Annotated in this window: 14 protein-coding genes and 1 pseudogene; 14 read left to right on the top strand and 1 reads right to left on the bottom strand. The window is 46.1% G+C overall.

The window, feature by feature from the left end:
- Window positions 1-45: 45 nt before the first annotated feature.
- The 9 genes from GC096_RS33620 to GC096_RS33580 all read left to right on the top strand — a co-directional run bounded on the left by GC096_RS33620 (window position 46) and on the right by GC096_RS33580 (window position 11,708).
- Window positions 46-1,356 carry an ABC transporter substrate-binding protein gene (locus GC096_RS33620; protein ID WP_171636687.1) on the top strand — a complete coding sequence of 437 codons (1,311 nt, stop codon included), beginning with the start codon at window positions 46-48 and terminating at the stop codon, window positions 1,354-1,356.
- A gap of 36 nt (window positions 1,357-1,392) precedes the next feature.
- Window positions 1,393-2,280 (top strand): carbohydrate ABC transporter permease, encoded by an 888-nt coding sequence (locus GC096_RS33615; RefSeq protein ID WP_171636685.1) that lies wholly within the window; start codon window positions 1,393-1,395, stop codon window positions 2,278-2,280.
- Window positions 2,273-3,103: a carbohydrate ABC transporter permease gene (locus GC096_RS33610; RefSeq protein WP_171636683.1), complete on the top strand. Its 831-nt coding sequence runs from the start codon at window positions 2,273-2,275 to the stop codon at window positions 3,101-3,103. Before GC096_RS33615 ends, GC096_RS33610 begins: the two co-directional genes overlap by 8 nt.
- A gap of 33 nt (window positions 3,104-3,136) precedes the next feature.
- Window positions 3,137-4,906 (top strand): amylo-alpha-1,6-glucosidase, encoded by a 1,770-nt coding sequence (locus tag GC096_RS33605; protein ID WP_171636681.1) that lies wholly within the window; start codon window positions 3,137-3,139, stop codon window positions 4,904-4,906.
- Window positions 4,907-4,996: 90 nt separating this feature from the next.
- Complete coding sequence (locus GC096_RS33600; protein ID WP_171636679.1) at window positions 4,997-6,832, top strand: right-handed parallel beta-helix repeat-containing protein; 1,836 nt, start codon at window positions 4,997-4,999, stop codon at window positions 6,830-6,832.
- A 43-nt stretch (window positions 6,833-6,875) separates the two neighbouring features.
- Window positions 6,876-8,828: a right-handed parallel beta-helix repeat-containing protein gene (locus GC096_RS33595; RefSeq protein ID WP_171636677.1), complete on the top strand. Its 1,953-nt coding sequence runs from the start codon at window positions 6,876-6,878 to the stop codon at window positions 8,826-8,828.
- 70 nt (window positions 8,829-8,898) lie between these two features.
- Window positions 8,899-10,446 (top strand): FAD-dependent oxidoreductase, encoded by a 1,548-nt coding sequence (locus GC096_RS33590; protein WP_171636675.1) that lies wholly within the window; start codon window positions 8,899-8,901, stop codon window positions 10,444-10,446.
- A 323-nt stretch (window positions 10,447-10,769) separates the two neighbouring features.
- A complete protein-coding gene (locus GC096_RS33585) occupies window positions 10,770-11,405 on the top strand; it encodes a GOLPH3/VPS74 family protein (RefSeq protein WP_171636673.1) in 636 nt (211 codons plus the stop codon).
- A gap of 33 nt (window positions 11,406-11,438) precedes the next feature.
- Window positions 11,439-11,708, top strand: a complete 270-nt coding sequence (locus tag GC096_RS33580; protein WP_171636671.1) for a MerR family transcriptional regulator — start codon at window positions 11,439-11,441, stop codon at window positions 11,706-11,708.
- Window positions 11,709-11,796: 88 nt separating this feature from the next.
- Here GC096_RS33580 and GC096_RS33575 read toward each other — a convergent pair whose 3' ends face one another.
- Complete coding sequence (locus GC096_RS33575) at window positions 11,797-12,672, bottom strand: NmrA family NAD(P)-binding protein (RefSeq protein ID WP_171636669.1); 876 nt, start codon at window positions 12,670-12,672, stop codon at window positions 11,797-11,799.
- Window positions 12,673-12,932: 260 nt separating this feature from the next.
- Here GC096_RS33575 and GC096_RS33570 point away from each other — a divergent pair, with 260 nt between their 5' ends.
- The 5 genes and pseudogenes from GC096_RS33570 (at window position 12,933) to GC096_RS33550 (ending at window position 17,905) form a co-directional block, all read left to right on the top strand.
- Complete coding sequence (locus GC096_RS33570; RefSeq protein WP_171636667.1) at window positions 12,933-13,514, top strand: TetR/AcrR family transcriptional regulator; 582 nt, start codon at window positions 12,933-12,935, stop codon at window positions 13,512-13,514.
- A gap of 96 nt (window positions 13,515-13,610) precedes the next feature.
- Window positions 13,611-14,558: an alpha/beta hydrolase gene (locus GC096_RS33565; RefSeq protein WP_171636665.1), complete on the top strand. Its 948-nt coding sequence runs from the start codon at window positions 13,611-13,613 to the stop codon at window positions 14,556-14,558.
- A 6-nt stretch (window positions 14,559-14,564) separates the two neighbouring features.
- Window positions 14,565-15,020, top strand: a pseudogene (locus GC096_RS33560) ((2Fe-2S)-binding protein); the annotation flags it as partial.
- Between the two features lie 556 nt (window positions 15,021-15,576).
- On the top strand, window positions 15,577-16,575 hold the full coding sequence (locus tag GC096_RS33555) for an ROK family protein (RefSeq protein WP_171636662.1): 999 nt from the start codon (window positions 15,577-15,579) through the stop codon (window positions 16,573-16,575).
- 112 nt (window positions 16,576-16,687) lie between these two features.
- Window positions 16,688-17,905, top strand: coding sequence for an MFS transporter (locus GC096_RS33550; protein ID WP_171636660.1), 1,218 nt, complete (start codon window positions 16,688-16,690; stop codon window positions 17,903-17,905).
- The last annotated feature ends 103 nt before the right edge of the window (window positions 17,906-18,008 follow it).

Here is an 18,008-nt window from a genome sequence, read left to right as displayed (position 1 = left end):
TTCTTAGCCAATTCATTCGTCCATTCTCAAAAGGGAGGTCTTTGTATGAAAATGTTCAAACTTGTGTCCGCATCAGTTTTGATTGCTTTTTCAGCTACAGCCTGCTCCTCAGATACGACTACGGTTACTCCTGCGGCCAGTACGTCTACCGTAACAACGAACACCCCGAAGGAAGTTAATTTAAAGATCGGCTTGCCAGGCAGCTATGACATCACTAGTAAAAAAATCATCGACGGCTTCCAAGCGAAATATCCCAATATCAAACTACAAATCGAAGAAGCGCCGTGGGCTGATTTTACAACTAAAATAGTAACGAATATCGCGGGCAATAACGCGCCTGACATCTGGTTTCAAGAAAATGCCGTTATCCTCGGTTATGGGACACGTGGCGTTGCCGAAAATCTTGAACCCTATATGAAACGGGACTTGAAGACAGAGGATTATATCGAATCCCTGCTGTCTGCCAAGACACCCGACGGTAAAATATTCGGCATTCCGCATGGCGTCAACCCGAACGCGCTCGTTTATAACAAGAAAATCTTCCAGCAAAACAATATTCCTTTCCCTACTGACAACTGGACCTTTCAGGATATGATCGATGCAGCCAAGAAATTGACGAAGGACACGGACGGCGACGGGAAAACAGATATTTACGGTTTCCAAACGGCTAGCTCGATTGCTCAGGGTTGGATTCCTTGGATCAAATCGACCGGCGGTTCAGCACTTGATGCGGGCATGTCGAAGGCAACATTCAATGATCCCAAGACTGTCGAAGGCTTGACGCGTTGGGCCGATACGATCCTTAAGGATAAAATCAGCCCGACTCGAGAGATGCAAACGAATCAGAATTATTTTCAAAGTGAAAAAACGGCGATGACGTTCCTGCAATATTCCGGTCAAGTCAACTTAAATAAGAACAAGCCTGATCTGGACTGGGATGTCGTCAAGGTTCCGATTGGTTTTGACGGCAAACGCTTCGTTCCTACAGTCGTCAACCAATGGCTGATTTACTCCAAGGCGAAACCGGAAGCGAAGGAAGCGGCATGGACTTTCCTCAAATATTATTTGAGCGACGAAGCACAGACGTTTCTTTCTGAAAGCGGTGCGAGCCTTCCAGTGAAGAAAACCGCGCTCGCAGCTTTAGAAAAGTCGAGCAACAAGCCAGCTAATAAGCAAGCTTTTACGAAAGGCGTCGAAGAGGCTGGAGGCACGTTGGATGAGAATCCGTCCTGGAATCAATGGCGCGCAGCAGCGACCCCGATTCTTAACGATATCCTCGATGGCAAAAAAGCGCCGACGGATGGCGCGAAGGAAATCCAGCAAAAAGTGCAAGCTGTTTTGGACGAGAATAAATAAGTACGGACTTCAGGTCCGGTCGAATGAGGTGTTACGATGCGCAAACAAGGCTGGTGGGGCTTCTGCTTCACCCTCCCTTTTCTCATACAATTGGCCGTCTTCTTTCTGTTCCCCTTCTTCTTCTCGTTCTATTTAACCTTTACGAAATGGGATCTGTTCAACGCGCCGCATTGGATCGGGCTGAGGAATTGGTCGTTAATGGTGCAAAATGACGTATTCTGGCTATCGCTGCGCAATGTGTTCTACTTCGCTCTGCTGTTCGTACCGGGTCAGACGATGGTCTCCTTGCTGTTAGCTTACATGTTGAATCTACAAATTCGTGGAAAAACGTTTTTTCGACTGATTTACTTCTTACCGGTCATTACGCCATGGGTTGCAGGAGGACTGGTTTGGCTTTGGATTTACAATAACGAGTTCGGCATTCTGAATTGGGTGCTGGATAGTTTGGGGCTCGACAGGGTGAATTGGGTTCGGAGCGAAAAGTGGTGGCTGGTCATCGGTTCGATTGCCATCGTGAATATTTGGAAGGGTGCGGGATACTCCATGGTGCTGCTTCTCGCAGGTATGCAAAACATCTCCAAAGAAATCATGGAAGCTGCCCGAATTGACGGTGCTAACGGCTGGAGATATTTTACGAAAATAACGATACCCCTCGTATCCCCAATGGTTTATATGGTCATGATCCTATCGACGATTTCGGCTTTTCACGCGTTTGACGTGTTTCTGGTCATGCTTGGCGAGAAAGGCGATATAAACTCCATTCACGACAGGAATATGGTTCCGAACATTCTGATCTACCGGGACGCGTTCCTGAACGCGAAGATGGGCGCTGCATCCGCATGGGCATGGGGATTATTTGCAATCATTCTGTTAGTTACGTTATTTCAGAAAAAAATGGAGAAGAGGTGGGTCCACTATGAATAAACAATCGTTTGGTTTACAGTGGGCCGCTTATATCATTTTGATTGGCGGCATGTTATTCATGCTGGTGCCTTTTTTGCAGATGCTCTCAACATCATTAATGAAACCAGGCGATGAACTAACGTTGCCGCCAAAATTGTGGCCACATCCGATTGAATGGAGCAATTATTATAAGGTTTGGGTCGAGGTTAATTTTGTACGTTACGCGATGAACAGCGTGTTAATCACTGTGCTTGATATGGTCGGCATGGTTGCCTCTTGCGCAATCGTCGCTTATGGACTTGCTTTTTTCGAATTTAAAGGACGTAATCTTATTTTTCTGGCGATGCTGGGCACGATGATGCTGCCTTCGCAAGTCACAATGATTCCTACTTATTTTATATGGAAACAACTAGGTATGCTTAATACGTATTATCCGCTTTACCTGCGCAGCTTTCTGGGAGGCGCCTTCGGCATCTTTCTGATGCACCAGTTTTACAAAACGCTTCCGAAGGAGCTATATGATGCGGCTTGGGTGGACGGAGCGAATCCTTGGACCATTTTTTATAAAATATATGTGCCGCTGACAAAGCCTGCCTTATCGGCTCTAGCTGTGTTTACCTTCATCAGTTCATGGAACAGCACACTTGAGCCGCTTATTTATTTACAAGACAAGAAGCTATATACGCTGCCACTTGGACTTCTGTTTCTACGTAATGAAGTAGACAACAAAACGACGATCATTATGGCAGGAGCCGTTATTACGATTCTTCCGGTTCTGATTGTGTTTCTCTTCGCTCAGAAACAATTCGTGCAAGGCGTAGCGTCTGCGGGGTTAAAAGGTTAACTGCAGCACAAATGAAAAAAGGAGGGAAATGAGATGGGGCCTGATTCGCTAGCATCTAGTTGGTCGAATATGCCTGATAGGTGGGGAGAGGGAGCTCTGTTTGCATTTTCAGGACTTGATGGTGAAACCGACACCCGGTCGCAATTCGTCGCTACCGTTGGGTCGGAAGGTTACGATCTGCTTATTCACACGCCTACACGTCGACTGCTTAAACTTCGAACTACCGATTTCGGCAAGGTGCGGATCTCTACAGGAGATTTGCTCATCTCCGAAACTGATGGTGGAGAGATGATGATGACGTACGCAGCATGGCATACGTTGATTGGTCATCTGCCGGTAGATGGAGACGTGGACCTATCGTTCGTGGATGACGGGATCGAGAACAGCTACGGTCTGACACTGCGGACTGAAGTTCGTTCCGATGGAGGAAAACTAACAATTACCGAGGATGCTGGTAAGGGGGATGTCATTGCACTTCTGTTGGCTCCGGATGAACGATCCTGGACATTGGCCTTCGGTACGTATTTGGCCGAAGCGACGTTTCGCGCAGTCGACGCCCTCCGGTTAGATCGACATCAAACGGCTGAGGAAAGATTGAGTGTCTACGCCAATCTGCCTGAGCTGAGGGATCCTTCAAGAGCTAAACTACTAAAAAAATGCCTCAGCGTCATGAAAGTGAATACCCTATCTGCTGAAGCGTCGATCGGCCAGACTTGGTCGACTCCCGACCGGGTACCGCACAGAGCGATGTGGCTGTGGGATTCCGTATTTCATTCCTTCGCCATGAACAGGATTCACTCCGATACCTCCTGGAAGTTTCTCCAGAGTGTGCTCGAAACTCAGCAACAGGGTGGGATGATTCCGCATATGAGCAGAGCGGATGGCACGGTTTCTTCGATTACCCAGCCTCCCATATTGGCATGGGGTGTTTGGGAGAACTTCCGCTATACGAAGCGAAGGACCGATCTTGCCTATGCACTTCCTCGTTTGGAACTGTATATGGAATGGATCCTTACACACCGAGACGATAATCAAAACGGCTTGCTGGAATGGATGATCGAGGGCAACCCACTCTGCCGATCTGGTGAATCGGGCATGGATAATTCACCTCGATTCGATGAGGCGGCGCAGCTGGACGCTGTGGATTTCTCTTCCTATGCAGCTGCTGATATGACCTATATGTCGCGTATTGCCGAAGAGCTGGGAGACAATGAGCGTTCATTGTTATGGTCCCGTCGTTCAACAGCTATGTCAGCGAACATACATAGTAAACTGTGGGACGAGGAAGACGGATTTTACTATGATCTTGCTATGAACGGAAGCATGTCGAAGGTGAAGGCGGTTAGCGGCTTTATGCCGATGCTGCTTGAAGATTTAGAGGAAACAAGGACAGAGCGTCTGCTCGCGATGCTGCATGATCCGAAGCACTTTGGTACGGCTTTGCCTGTTCCAAGCACCGCTGTCTCCGAGGTTACGTACTCTAGGGATATGTGGCGTGGACCTGTGTGGATCAGCACGAATTATCTGATTATTACGGGTCTGCGCAAGCAGGGGAAGGAGGAGGAAGCCAACAAACTGGCGGAGCGGACCATAGCTGCTGTGAAGTTCTGGTATGAGCGGCATGGCGTCATTTTTGAATATTTCGATGCTGATGATAAGACTTCACCGCCCGCATGCAGCCGGAAAGGTCCACCCCTGCACGTATACGATATACGAAGAAAAATTGACGTGATCCGCGATTTTCACTGGTCGGCTGCGTTAACCGCCTGTCTGTTGTTAGATTTGCAAGCCTTATCTGGTTAGCCGGGATGCGTATGTAAGCTTAAGCAAGAAGTATTGTACACCTATGAGTCGAACCGCATATTTCCGAATATCTACGATGTAGGAGGGATTATGATGAAGGATTCAGAGCTCCATGATGTCAATCTTCAAGATATCGATAATCAGCGGCAGCTGGAATTAGCCGAAAAGGAGGAAGATGGTCTCCAAGCCCGCAAGATGACTCGAAGAAGCTTGCTTGCCGTACTGGGAACGGCAGGTTTAACCGCAGCAGCCGGAGGAATGGTGATGAGTTTACTAGGCACGCCGGCAGCAGCGGCAAGCAGTTCTGTGACTGAGAATGTGTACGCGCAGCAAGGGTTAGCTCTTCTTGAAACTTGCGACCCGGGATGGGTCAATGTTCTTGACTACAACGCTGTCGGAGACGGAACTACGGATGACACGGATGCCTTCCGTTCTGCTGCCGCTACCGGTAAGCCGATGATTGTCCCCAAGACGTCGTCTTTCTATAAACTGAGTGGTTCTGTATCGCTGACGGCTTCCATGATCGGAATCGGTATGCCAGAAATCCGTATGGACGGTTCCGATGGGTCTGATCAGAAACGCATGCTGCTAATTCATAATTATCAGGGCGGCGGACTCCATGTCACGGGACTTTACTTGAATGGTGGTTACACAGCCGGCACAGCCGACGAGCAGTCGCATCTTGTTAGGATCGCCAATTCCGTCAATGTATGTATTCATAATAATGTCTTGCTTGCACCTTATGGTGACTGTATCTATATAGGCTCCGATTATATTGCGCCTAGCGAAAATGTACATATTCTTGACAACGTGCTCAGCAATCCAAGAAGATGTGCAGTCGCTGTCGTTTCCGGTCGAAAAGTATGGATCGAAGGCAATGTAATCAAGGATTCCTTTCCGTATGTTGCCACCATTGACTTGGAGCCGAATAGTTCCTCTACAGGATCGGATGTCGTTGAGGATATCTGGATTACAAAGAACGAATATTATAGCGAAATTTATTTCATTAATTCCTACAATCCGAATACGGCTTCTCCGAACAAACGGATAACAATAACGGGAAATAAGGGCCAAGCGCGATATTTCTTCCGCTGTAATAGTGCTCCGGCAATCACCGTGCAGGTGACCATTAAAGATAACGACTTTTATGGATCTGTCTCTGACGCCCGCATGATCCAAAGTTCCAATGTGACCAAAGGACTTGAAATCAGCGGCAACCGCGATTATGCGACAGGTGCATCTGGATGGAATATCGCGAATTCAGCAGCTCCTGTCGTCGCCGGCAATCGGATCGAGTCGGCTAGAGCAATAGCCGTCTCATTTACCAATTGCACTTCTGTTCAATTCACAAACAACTTGATTAAAGATATCAATTCGTCGAATGGAGCCGTCCGGTTTGCAGGACCGCAGGCGACGGGCCGTCATCTCATCACCGGTAATCAGTTGGTCAATATCGGCAGTGTTGGTTATTGGTTTGGCAGCGTGGTGACGGAGACGCTTTTTGACGGCAATGTGACCGAATGTGCGGGGAAATGCGTTCAAATCGATTCGGCAGCAGCGGGCTCAGACCTTCGGATTACAACCGGAAACGTGTTCGCAGGCACGGGGACTCCCGTATTCGGGGGTGCGAATCTGAAGGTTTGGACATCTCCAGAAATCCAGACGAAGGATACGATAGCGGGATGGGCTTCAGCCTTGCCAGTCTCGGGAAGTTGGAAACGCGGTTCCATCCTGTGGAACGTTCAGCCTTCCGCGCTATCGCCAGTAGGCTGGGTTTGCGTCTCCGACGGCTCTCCCGGCGTGTGGGAACCGATTGGTTCTGCGGGAGCGTTAAGTGCTTCGTCACTGAAGCTGAAATCGCCAATTGGAAGCGTATTTATAGTCACTGTTACCGATGCAGGCCAACTAACTGTCACTCCAGCTTGAAGATGGGAGCTAATCCAACATATTTCTGGGAGGGGTTTTAGGTATGAGTAACCAACAGACAAATCCGAATGATGACATGACGGAGGTTTCCACAGAAAGCACATCAGTGGTGAGGATGAATCGTAGGAAGCTGCTAGCTTCCATTGGAGCGGCGGGAGTAGCTTTCGCCACAGGGGGGCTGCTGAACACCAGGTTTCAAGGGGTAGCGGAAGCGAAATCATCCGTTACGGATAACGTTTACGGACCGCTAGGCCAAAAATTAATGCTGACCGATTTACGCAATATCGACATGTGCTTGTCCGTGACGTTGAGCGGGTTGCGAACATCCGCTGATCTGCTCCCTGAAGCTGCTTACTATGTGACGGATGCGGGGAAGGAAGGTTATTTTCTACTCGACAGCGCAGATACGACATCGGTAGACAATACCGGTACGGTAGTCGTTACAACGCGTGGCAAACGATTTAAGCGAATAATCGGCGATACCCTTCGACTTTCCTGGTTCGGCGCTATCGGTGACAGTGTCACTGTAGAAACACAAACTTTGCAGAATGCCATTAACGCCGCTGCCGGTAAAAAGCTATATATCCCGAAGCAGCGCGTCGGTTATTATTTGAGCGGACAACTGCTTGTGCCGAGTGACATTGTCATTGAATGTGAACCCGGTACGGTCATCCAAGCAATTGACAATTTAAATAGAAAATCACCTTACGAACGACTGATCCGAATTAAGAATGTGAAAAACGTGCATATCATCGGTAACGGAGCTACCCTGCAAATGAACAAACCTGTTTACAACGCCGGAGAACAGGCACATATTTTCGATATAAGCGGATCAGAAAACATCGTCATTGAAGGTATTCATGCCAACGACAGCGGTGGGGACGGATTCTATATCGGCAACTACGAAGCGTCGCAGCCGTATTGCAAGGACGTTGTTTTGCGGGACTGTGTAGCTAATAATAACCGCCGGCAAGGTCTTTCCGTCATTAGCGTAGACGGATTGCTGGTGGAGAGGTGCAGATTCACGAATACGACTGGCACAGCACCGAAAAGTGGTGTCGATATCGAGCCCAACAATAATTCAGGCCAAGACGTCTTGAAAAAAATCCGGTTTGTGGATTGCGTGGCCGAGGGCAATGTCGGGCGTGGCTTTCTCGTTACTCTTCATCGAATGACTGCTGCCAATGAGCGTGTCGATATTACCTTTGAGCATTGCCGCACCAAAAGCAATTCCTTCGGTAGCTCGGTCAATTATGGTGCGGAAGGAGCGAATGCAGTCAAGGGTGAGGTGAAGTTTATCGATTGCCTGGCTGAAAAGGAGCAATATGCTGGGTTTTCGGTATTATCAAGCTCCCCGGAAAGCATTAAAGTGTCTTTCATTCGCTGCAGAGCGGTTAATTGCAATACGGTAAACGCGCCTGAAGACCCCTACGGGTATGGCTCATCTTTCATTGTGACGACCGTACCACAGTTTCCAAGAACGGCCATTGGCAACGTAGATTTTGTAGAATGTGCTTCCATTGAAGAGCGGTCGGTGCCCTTGATTGTACGTGGATTTTCGGTTAAGAAAAATAGCTCTGAAGCCATCCGAAATATAAGGTTTGTCAACTGCACAGCTATTGGGGGCGCACAGCGTTTGCTTTATGTAGATCCTACAGCAGATCTGGTGTTTGCTGACCTATCCCCGAAGCCAGAACTGACACTCTCGTCCGTAGCAGCCATTGACCCTGGTGCCAACGGACATATTGTTAGCAATTCAGGCACTTCCAGTATTTCGGCGTTCACACTGCCGCAGTCCAAGAAGGGACAGCAATTTACGGTTGTTGTTGACACACCTTACCTAATTAAATTGATGCCGCAGTCTGGATCGTCGATCAGGACACCTTCTGGTCTCAAGGGAGTAATCGAATCCACCAATCCCGGCGATTCAATCACCTTAAAAGGGCGAACGGACGGCAACTGGGATATCGTTGGAATTGTAGGCGGATGGTTTTGAAGCTGTGAAGGCTGAAGTTAGTCGCAGTACTTATAGAAAGAATTCTAGGGGATAAGGAGATAGGTAGAAGATGGCTGATTTCAGTAAATTAATCTATTATGCACAGCAGACAGCTGCCGATGCACCAGTGCATATCAAAGCGGATTTATGCATTTATGGCGCTACGCCTGCAGGGATAGCCGCAGCCGTTCAAGCAAGTCGAATGGGGCTCCGCTCTGTCATAGCCGAGTTCGGCACGCACCTGGGAGGGATGACAGCAAGCGGGTTAGGCCGTACGGATGTTGGAAACAAAGAGGCAATCGGAGGAATTGCTCGGGAATTTTACCGCACAATCGGCAAACATTATGGCAGCGATGAGCCGGATGGAGCCGCATGGGCCTTTGAGCCGCATATGGCGGAAGCGATTTTTCGCGAATGGTTAGAACGTGCGGAGACGCCTGTCTATTACCAACAGCATCTGGATTCGGTTGAAATGAAGAACGGCAGGATTGTCCGCATGCGGATGGAAAACGGCAATACCTTTACAGCATCTATTTTTATAGATGCTACCTACGAAGGTGATCTGTTTGCTCGGGCAGGTGTATCTTATCATGTGGGCCGGGAAGCGAACTCGGTATACAGAGAGACATTAAACGGCATTCACTTTGGGCATCCAAAGCACAATTTCTATGCTTGGACCGATCCGTACAGGATTGAAGGGAAACCGGACAGCGGACTGCTTGCGGGTATCAGCGATGAAGCGCCAGGCTACCAGGGACAGGGTGATCGCAGCGTTCAGGCTTACAATTTCCGGATATGTCTGACGAATGTTCCAGACAACCGAATCGCTTTCCCCGAACCGCCGAATTACAACCCTGACCGATTTGCATTGCTTTTGCGGTACATCAATTCCGGTGTATGGGATGCCATGCAGTTGAATAAAATCATGCCCAGAGGGAAGTCAGATCTCAACAACCGTGGCGCGTTCAGCACCGATCATATCGGGGCCAATTATCACTGGCCGGAGGGGAATTATGCAACGCGCGAGGCTATTTTTCAGGATCATGTGAATTATAATCTAGGTATGCTGTATTTTCTCGCAAATGATGAATCGGTTCCTTCTTATGTTCGTGCGGAAGCGCGCCAGTGGGGACTACCTGCTGACGAGTTCATAGAAACTGGCGGCTGGCCGCACCAGCTATATATAAGGGAAGGACGCCGAATGATTGCCGAAGTCGTGATGACCGAGCATCACTGCCGTAAGTATACAGTGGCAGAAGACTCCATTGGGCTGGCCGCTTACACCATGGATTCCCATAATTGCCGAAGAATTGTGTTAGACGGGCGTTGCATCAATGAAGGTAATGTAGAAATCAGTCCTAGCGGACCCTATCCGATTTCCTATCGTTCCATCGTACCCAAAGGAGAGGATTGTACGAATCTAATCGTACCGGTTTGTCTGTCCTCCTCGCACATTGCCTATGGTTCGATTCGTATGGAGCCCGTATTCATGATACTCGGGCAATCTGCGGCAACCGCAGCGGCGCTCGCCATGGAAGCTAACTGTGCTGTGCAAGAGATCGATTATGCCAAACTCCGTGAAAGACTCGTGCTAGACGGACAAGTGCTGAATGCGTGATTATGTTTGTTTGTATTTGAAGGCCAGATGCAATCTATAAGGATTTTCTGACCTAGTGAAAGCAATAGTACAGTTCCATAATGGAGAATCGTGCAGATCGTACACATAAATTTAAATGTAAAAAGTCTGAGGAATCAGGCTTTTTTTATTTATATAAAAGTAAATTTGATTTGTGATGTTGGTTAACAAACCCTTTGACTAATGGTATGTAGTGCAATAATATAAGTAGTAAGTAGTAAGTAGTAAGTAGTAAGTAGTAAGTAGTAAGTAGTAAGTAGTAAGTAGTAAGTAGTATGTAAATGTCCTCGAAAGGATGATACGGCATGTTACAAAATTTATCAATTCCCCAAGAGTTTGTCTTACTTGCATTAGATAGTGAAACCAATAAACTAAAGTCTTTTTTTCGAATGCATGTTGACTTGTATACGATAATGGCTTGTATAGTGGAACTTTCTATTAATGGCAACATTACATGTGATGAGGATGATACGATCAGAATTTCGAACTCAGCGCCCACAGGTGAAAAATATCTGGACAGATTACTCGAAATTATGATTGCCGAGAAACCAAAGAAGCTAAAGAAGTGGGTTTCTTATTTTTACTATAGAAGAGAAATTTATAAAATGGTTGTAGAAAGCCTTGTAGATAAAGGAATATTAGAGATAGAAAATACGGAATTTTTATTTGTTGTTCCCGTAAAAAAATATTCGGACGTAGCCAATATACGGAACCACATCGTGGAGAAGATTCGAGCTGAGTTATTAGAACAGGGGAATGTGGAAGAACATACTGTTGCCTTAGTGTTATTTTTAAATATTAAAAGCATGCTAAACGATTATTTTTCTGATTATGAACAAAAAACGTTAAAGCAAAAACTAGAGATATTGCGTAATGAGGACATTTATAAAAAATTAAAGACGGTTGAGACAGCTATCCAAAGTATTGATAATGGCTACTAGCTTCCGTATTGCAGCAACATAGGGGTGAAAAATATGGGTAGAAAAAGATCTTTAGATAATATTTTATCATCAGAGTATGTAAGTATTAGTGAGTTGGTTGAACTTTCTGGCGCCCGATACAGCACTATTAAATATTACACGGAAGAAGCTATGATCCCATTTGAGCAAGAGGATACAAGGCTGACAAGAAGATACCCACGTGAATTAGCGCTAAAGCGACTTGAGGAAATTCGTGTAATGAAAGAAGAAGAGGGGCTGACAATCAAACAAATTATAGAAAAGTTGAATGGCCATGGAGACTAGAATAATGAATAAAAATATGAGAAGGGCTGCCAAGTGCAGCCCTTCTCTCTGTTAACCGATATGCTTATCTAGTATCAATAAGGGAGAATCAAGTTAGGAAAGCTGGCTTTAATACTTCCTCGCACCACTGGATAAAGCTAGTAGGAGTACGCTGAGCAATACGCGACTCGTTGTTGTAAATGCCCTGATCCTGGGCGGCAGCCATATCGATCAGGCCCTGCGCCCATGCCTCAGACATCCCGTACTGCATCATTGTCGCCTTGTATTCCATGTAAGGAATTTGCTGATAACGGATTGGCCGCTCCAACACCTGCGAAATGATTCTCGCCATGTCATTGGGGGAGAGATCATCGGGGCCAACTACCGATACGCTATCCTGACCTGTCCATAAGTGATCGAGCAGCAGTTTGGCAGCAACATCAGCGATATCGCGGGTGGCACAGGTTGCGAGCTTGTGATCTCCAGCATTAGCCATAAAGAACATGCCCTGGCTCTTGATCGCGTTGACTTGGTGGAGCAAGTTTTCCATAAAGAATGGCATGCGCAGTGCCCGATAGTTCACGCCATTGTTTTCGATAAGATCATCCATCGTGAACGCAGGCGACAGTAATCCAGCAGTAGTGCCGAAATCGTGACCAAGACTAGAGATGCCAATCACGCGCTTAACACCTTGACTCTTGATCGCCTCGCAAGCCGGTTGGGTGAAATTTAAATAGTAATTCATAGGGTTCTCGGCTTGCGGGTTCGGAGGCACCAGCCATAGAACGGAGTCGGCGTCTTCGAACGCCTTGGTAACGACAGCGATATCGTCATGCGACCCCTGCACGATCTCAACACGTTCACGCATGCGCGGGGACAGACGGGATGGATCGCGTACAATCACACGGACTGCCTCCCTGCTGTCAAAGATGTTGTCGAGGACCTGTTGGCCGATCTGGCCGGTTGGCGTGGTAACGACAATCATGAGGACCACCTCCAAGAGAGAGAGCCAATGAAATTGGATCCTCCAAATTGAGTTTTTACTATTGCTATCATATCAATCATCCTTTCTTTTTGTTAGAAATACAACACTGTTGCTTACACATCAGCTTCGTATATACTACACTGTGAAATGAATGATAAACGCTTTGAGCAATCTGTACAATCAGCAAAAGGTTGTTATCGTGGCTTAAACAACAGCACTGCGTTTTTGTTGTCTTAGTTAATTAAGGAGTGAAGTGAATAATGCCTATAAACGCAAACGATCCTCGCGTGAAGCGCACGCGTCAGTTATTGATGCAGTCCTTTATGGAATTGCTACTAGAAAAGAAGAATATCTACTCCATTTCAGTTCAAGACATTGCTGCTCGGGCGACTGTGAATAGAGCCACATTTTATGCGCATTTTGAAGATAAATTTGCATTTCTTGAGTGTTGGATGAGGGAAAAATTTCAGAAGAAATTGAAAGATGCTTTGCCGGATTCTTCGATATCAAATATGGGCAATTTGCGTACCCTCTTACTTGCTGTTTTTGAGTTTCTTGCCCGTACTCGGGAGTACATGGCATCAGAAGACCGTCAATTTGAGCCGTTGTTTGAAATCGCGATGCAAAAAGAACTTTATCAACTCCTATTCGAATGGTTACATGCAGAGTCAGAATCCAAGGTCTCGGTAGAGATTGTGCAAGCTACATCGCTCGTCACGAGTTGGGGCATATTTGGTTCTGCCGTGGAGTGGAGTCGAAATCCCCAGAATCGCACCGCAGAAGCAATGGTACAAGATGTATTGATGGTTGTGGCCGCGGGGCTGGCACCCGTGCTGTCATAATCAATCATACGGATTTAGCTTGGGGGTAACCTGGTTCGTCGAACCTTATTTTGGTTAAAGGGAAGGGAGAGACCTAACCCAAAGGAGATGTTGTTCATGCCAAACGTACAAAAAGTAGTATTGGAAGCAGCCGCGCTTAAAGTTGTGCAAGATAATGAAAACCCACCGTATTTATTTGACCTGGGTCCGGAGAAAGGGCGCGAAACAGTCGATGCTGTCCAATCTGGAGATATTGAGAAACTACCGGTCGACATTCAAGATAAAATAATCGAGGGGGGTTCCAGCGGTCAAGTATCGATCAGGCTGATGCGCCCGAAAAACGTAACGGCAAAGTTGCCGGTCATTCTTTACATTCACGGTGCCGGCTGGGTATTCGGGAACGCACATACCCATGATCGTCTCATCCGAGAGTTGGCGGTCGGTTCAGAGGCGTGCGTTGTATTTCCGAACTACAGCCTTTCGCCGGAAGCCAAGTTTCCTACGGCCATTGAAGAGATTTATGCCGTCCTGCAATGGATTGCCGATAACGGTGAAGAAAACGGGTTCGACACGGACCGCCTCTATGTAGCTGGTGACAGTGTAGGAGGAAATATGACGGCTGCTATTACATTGATGGCCAAAAATCGCAAAGGTCCAAAGATTCATAAACAACTGCTCTTCTATCCTGTAACGGATTCGAGCCTGGATACGGAATCTTATAAGGAATTCGCAACCGGTTATTTCCTTCGGAAAGATGGTATGGCTTGGTTTTGGGAGCAGTATGTGGCGGAGCCGCGGGATAAAGATGACATCTATGCTTCTCCGCTGCGCGCGACCACAGCGCAGCTTGCGGGACTCCCACAAGCACTCATTATTACAGCTGAAGCCGATGTCTTGCGCGATGAAGGCGAGGCATATGCCAATAAGCTTCGCGAAGCAGGCGTTCACGTTACGGCTGTCCGTTTTCAAGGCATTATTCACGATTTCGTAATGCTTAACGCTTTGGCGAACACTGCTGCAGCTAGAGGTGCGATTACGCTTGCAAACGCGTGGTTAAAAGAATAATCAGAAGTAGAGCTCGCTGTTAACGGAAAAAAACACCAGGTGACCATTCGTTCAGCTGATACACTGCTTCGTGTGCTGCGGGAGTGCCTTGGGCTTACCGGCGCTAAAGCTGGGTGCGAGAATGGGGACTGCGGTGCATGCACCGTATTGGTTGATGGCACGCCGATCAAATCCTGTTTTATGCTTGCAGTAGAAGCTCCTGGCCGCAAGGTCACAACGATTGAAGGCTTAGGTGGAGAGACGGCTGTGCAGCAAGCATTTATTGAAATGTTTGCTTTTCAATGCGGATTCTGTACACCAGGGTTTATTATGGTTTGCCACCCCCTGTTACAATCAAAGCCAGATGCCGATGATGAAGAGATCCGTGGCTGGCTGCAGTCGAATCTTTGCCGGTGCACCAGCTACGAAGAGATCCGGGAAGCAGTCCAAGTTGCGAAGGCAAAAAGCAGGATGAAGGGGTGACAGCAATAATCAAATCAATCAAAAACCATCGCCATTATGAATGGCGATGGTTTTATTCAATAAAGGGTAGGAATCGGAGGACAAGCTACAGTATCGATAAACCTTGAATCTATGCCATCATATAACCAGTATGATCCTGTCCATCTAAAACCTGATGTTCCGAAGGATTCTACACGAATCGGAAAAAACCAGAAACTGTCGCCATTTTTTAACCATACATAGGTGTATTGATTAACGCAATCGATCATGTAAGAACCAGAGGACTTAGCAGGGGGGTATGTGGGCGGCGGAGACAGCTGTTGCAAACTCATTATCCATTCCACTCCTTTAAAAGTAGGTGTATATCATTCCTTATTCATGTTATGTAGGTGAGTGACTATTTGTCTGTGCGGCAGCCTAAGATGAAAGACGTTAATCTTTATGTTCAAATAAATGTATGGGAATGTGAAACGGTATGTTACATTACTTTTAAGCAGTTAATTCGGGAATTATGTGTATCAAATTTGTTAGGGAAACCTGTATACGATAAAATTAATTCCAGATAAGGAGAAGCAAAATGAAAGTTGCGAATGCTATCTTAATGAAAGAGATTAATTTAAATAACGTACGTCAAGCACTTAAACAAATCGAAACAGCTACCAAACCACAACTGTCCAAATTAACTAAGCTCAGTGTGGTCACCGTTAATTCTCTTGTTAAGGAATTGCATGAACTAGGAGAGATATTTGAGGACGAAACAGTACCTTCCAACGGTGGAAGACCGGCTTTAACCTATCGTTTTAATTATGATTTTAGTCTAGCACTTGTTATCAGTTTAAAAGAGAATCAAGGCAACGAACTAGTTACTATTATGGTTGTTAATTTAGAAAATCGAATTATAGATAAAGAAGAACATATATTGCCACGGTTTGAACGCCAATTTCTTTATGAAAGTATTGAACATTTTATCAATCTGTATCCTTCCATTAAAGTGATTGGCTTTGGAATTCCAGGGCAAACAGTAAACGGAGAAGTGACGGTAACTAGTCATAGTGAATTAATAGGAATCCGTTTAGCTGAAGAAATCGAATCAAAGTTTAATTTGCCAGTTTTGGTTGAGAATGATGTTAATGCAGCTGTCAGCGGTTTTTATGCGAACCATGAATTTTCTGATGATAGGTCGATAGTTGGCATTTACTTTCCTACAAAATATCCTCCAGGCATGGGAATTTATCTTAATGGCAGTTTAGTTAAAGGTAAGAGCGGAATGGCTGGAGAAATTAAATTTCTCCCAAACAATCAACAATGGAGTCAAATGAACAGTACACTATTTGTCCATTCCTTATGCCAGCTCATTCATACCGTGAACGCTATTCTCGCGCCTGACATGGTTGTCGTATATGTAGATAGGGTAGACGTAAGCTTCTGGAGAAACGAGTGGGAGAGGTATCAACAGGAACATATCATGCCGACCTATCCCGAAGTGATCCAACAAGACACGTTCCAAGAGGATTTCGAATCTGGTATGCGATGGATCATACTTAAAGAGTTAGAACCGACCATTAATTTCAATTAAGAAAGACCCCTGTGATTCCAGGGGTTCTTTTTAGTATATTGACAAAAAAATACGAATCGCACATACTTAATAAAGTTACTTTATAAAGTATGATTTTAAAGGGGGTGATTTTATGGCTACATGGTTTTTACTAATTATATATCTTGCTTTCGTCAGCCTCGGTCTTCCAGATTCATTGCTGGGATCGGCTTGGCCTGTCATGTGGCAAGACATAGGGACATCAATGGGGGCGGCGGGAATTGTGTCCATGACGATAGCCGCGGGGACCATTGTATCAAGTTTAGCTAGTGGTGCTATAGTTAAACGTCTGGGAACCGGAAAAGTAACTCTAATTAGTTGCGTATTAACAGCAGGGGCGTTACTTGGATTTTCAATTTCACCTTCCATGCTGTGGCTCATAATTTTTGCTATTCCCCTTGGACTTGGTGGTGGCTCTGTTGATGCAGCTTTAAATCATTATGTTGCTGAAAATTATAAAGCTCATCACATGAATTGGCTCCATTGTTTCTGGGGAGTTGGGGCTACTATGGGTCCAATTGTAATGTCAGGATATATAGGGGATAACGGCTTCTGGAGGGGAGGATATGTTGCGGTATCCATTGTTCAGTTTTCACTCGTTGTTATATTGTTTGTCACGCTTCCTCTTTGGAATCGTGTGGCTGCCAAACGCAAGGAAGAACGTTTAAAAGTGAGTGAAACTACAAATAAACCAGAACTTGAGCCGGTCGACTCATCCTTAAATAAAGTAAATATCCTACAAATCAAAGGTGTAAAACCTACTCTAATAGCTTTCCTATTTTATTGTGGCGTGGAAATGACCATAGGACTATGGGGGGCCAGTTATTTGGTTGGTCCGCTGGAAATATCCGCTGAGAGTGCGGCCCGCTGGATCTCCTTGTATTATGCAGGCATTACATTAGGAAGGTTGATAACCGGATTTATTGCCCTTGAGGTCAGTAATCGTGTGTTAATTAGATACGGACAGATCGTAACAATTGTCGGGGGAATCATTCTTCTACTTCCATTACCGGGTACATTTTCTCTAATTGGTATTATTCTTATTGGATTAGGCCTTGCTCCCATTTATCCTGGGCTTTTGCATGAAACTCCCGCTCGTTTCGGACGCGATAATTCAGCCAAATTAATGGGGTACCAAATGGCTGTCGCCTACACTGGAACAACATTCCTTCCCCCTATGTTTGGTCTTATTGCGTCACAAATTAGTTTATCTCTATTCCCAATTGTCGTCTTAGTATTTCTCGCCCTAATGTTGATAAGTGTGGAAAAGGTGAATCGTACCTTAAATAAACAAGAGAAAGGGCTGACTTAGAGATTATGTCTATGCCGAATATGACGGATGGAGCTAACTATATGCACGCGTGAGACATCTGTGACCAAAGAAGATAAGAGATCGGCCTGAATGTGTTCACCAC

The organism is Paenibacillus plantarum (genome assembly GCF_013141695.1).
Taxonomy (GTDB): Bacteria; Bacillota; Bacilli; order Paenibacillales; family NBRC-103111; genus Paenibacillus_E; species Paenibacillus_E plantarum.
This window is presented reverse-complemented; position numbering and strand designations above follow the sequence as displayed.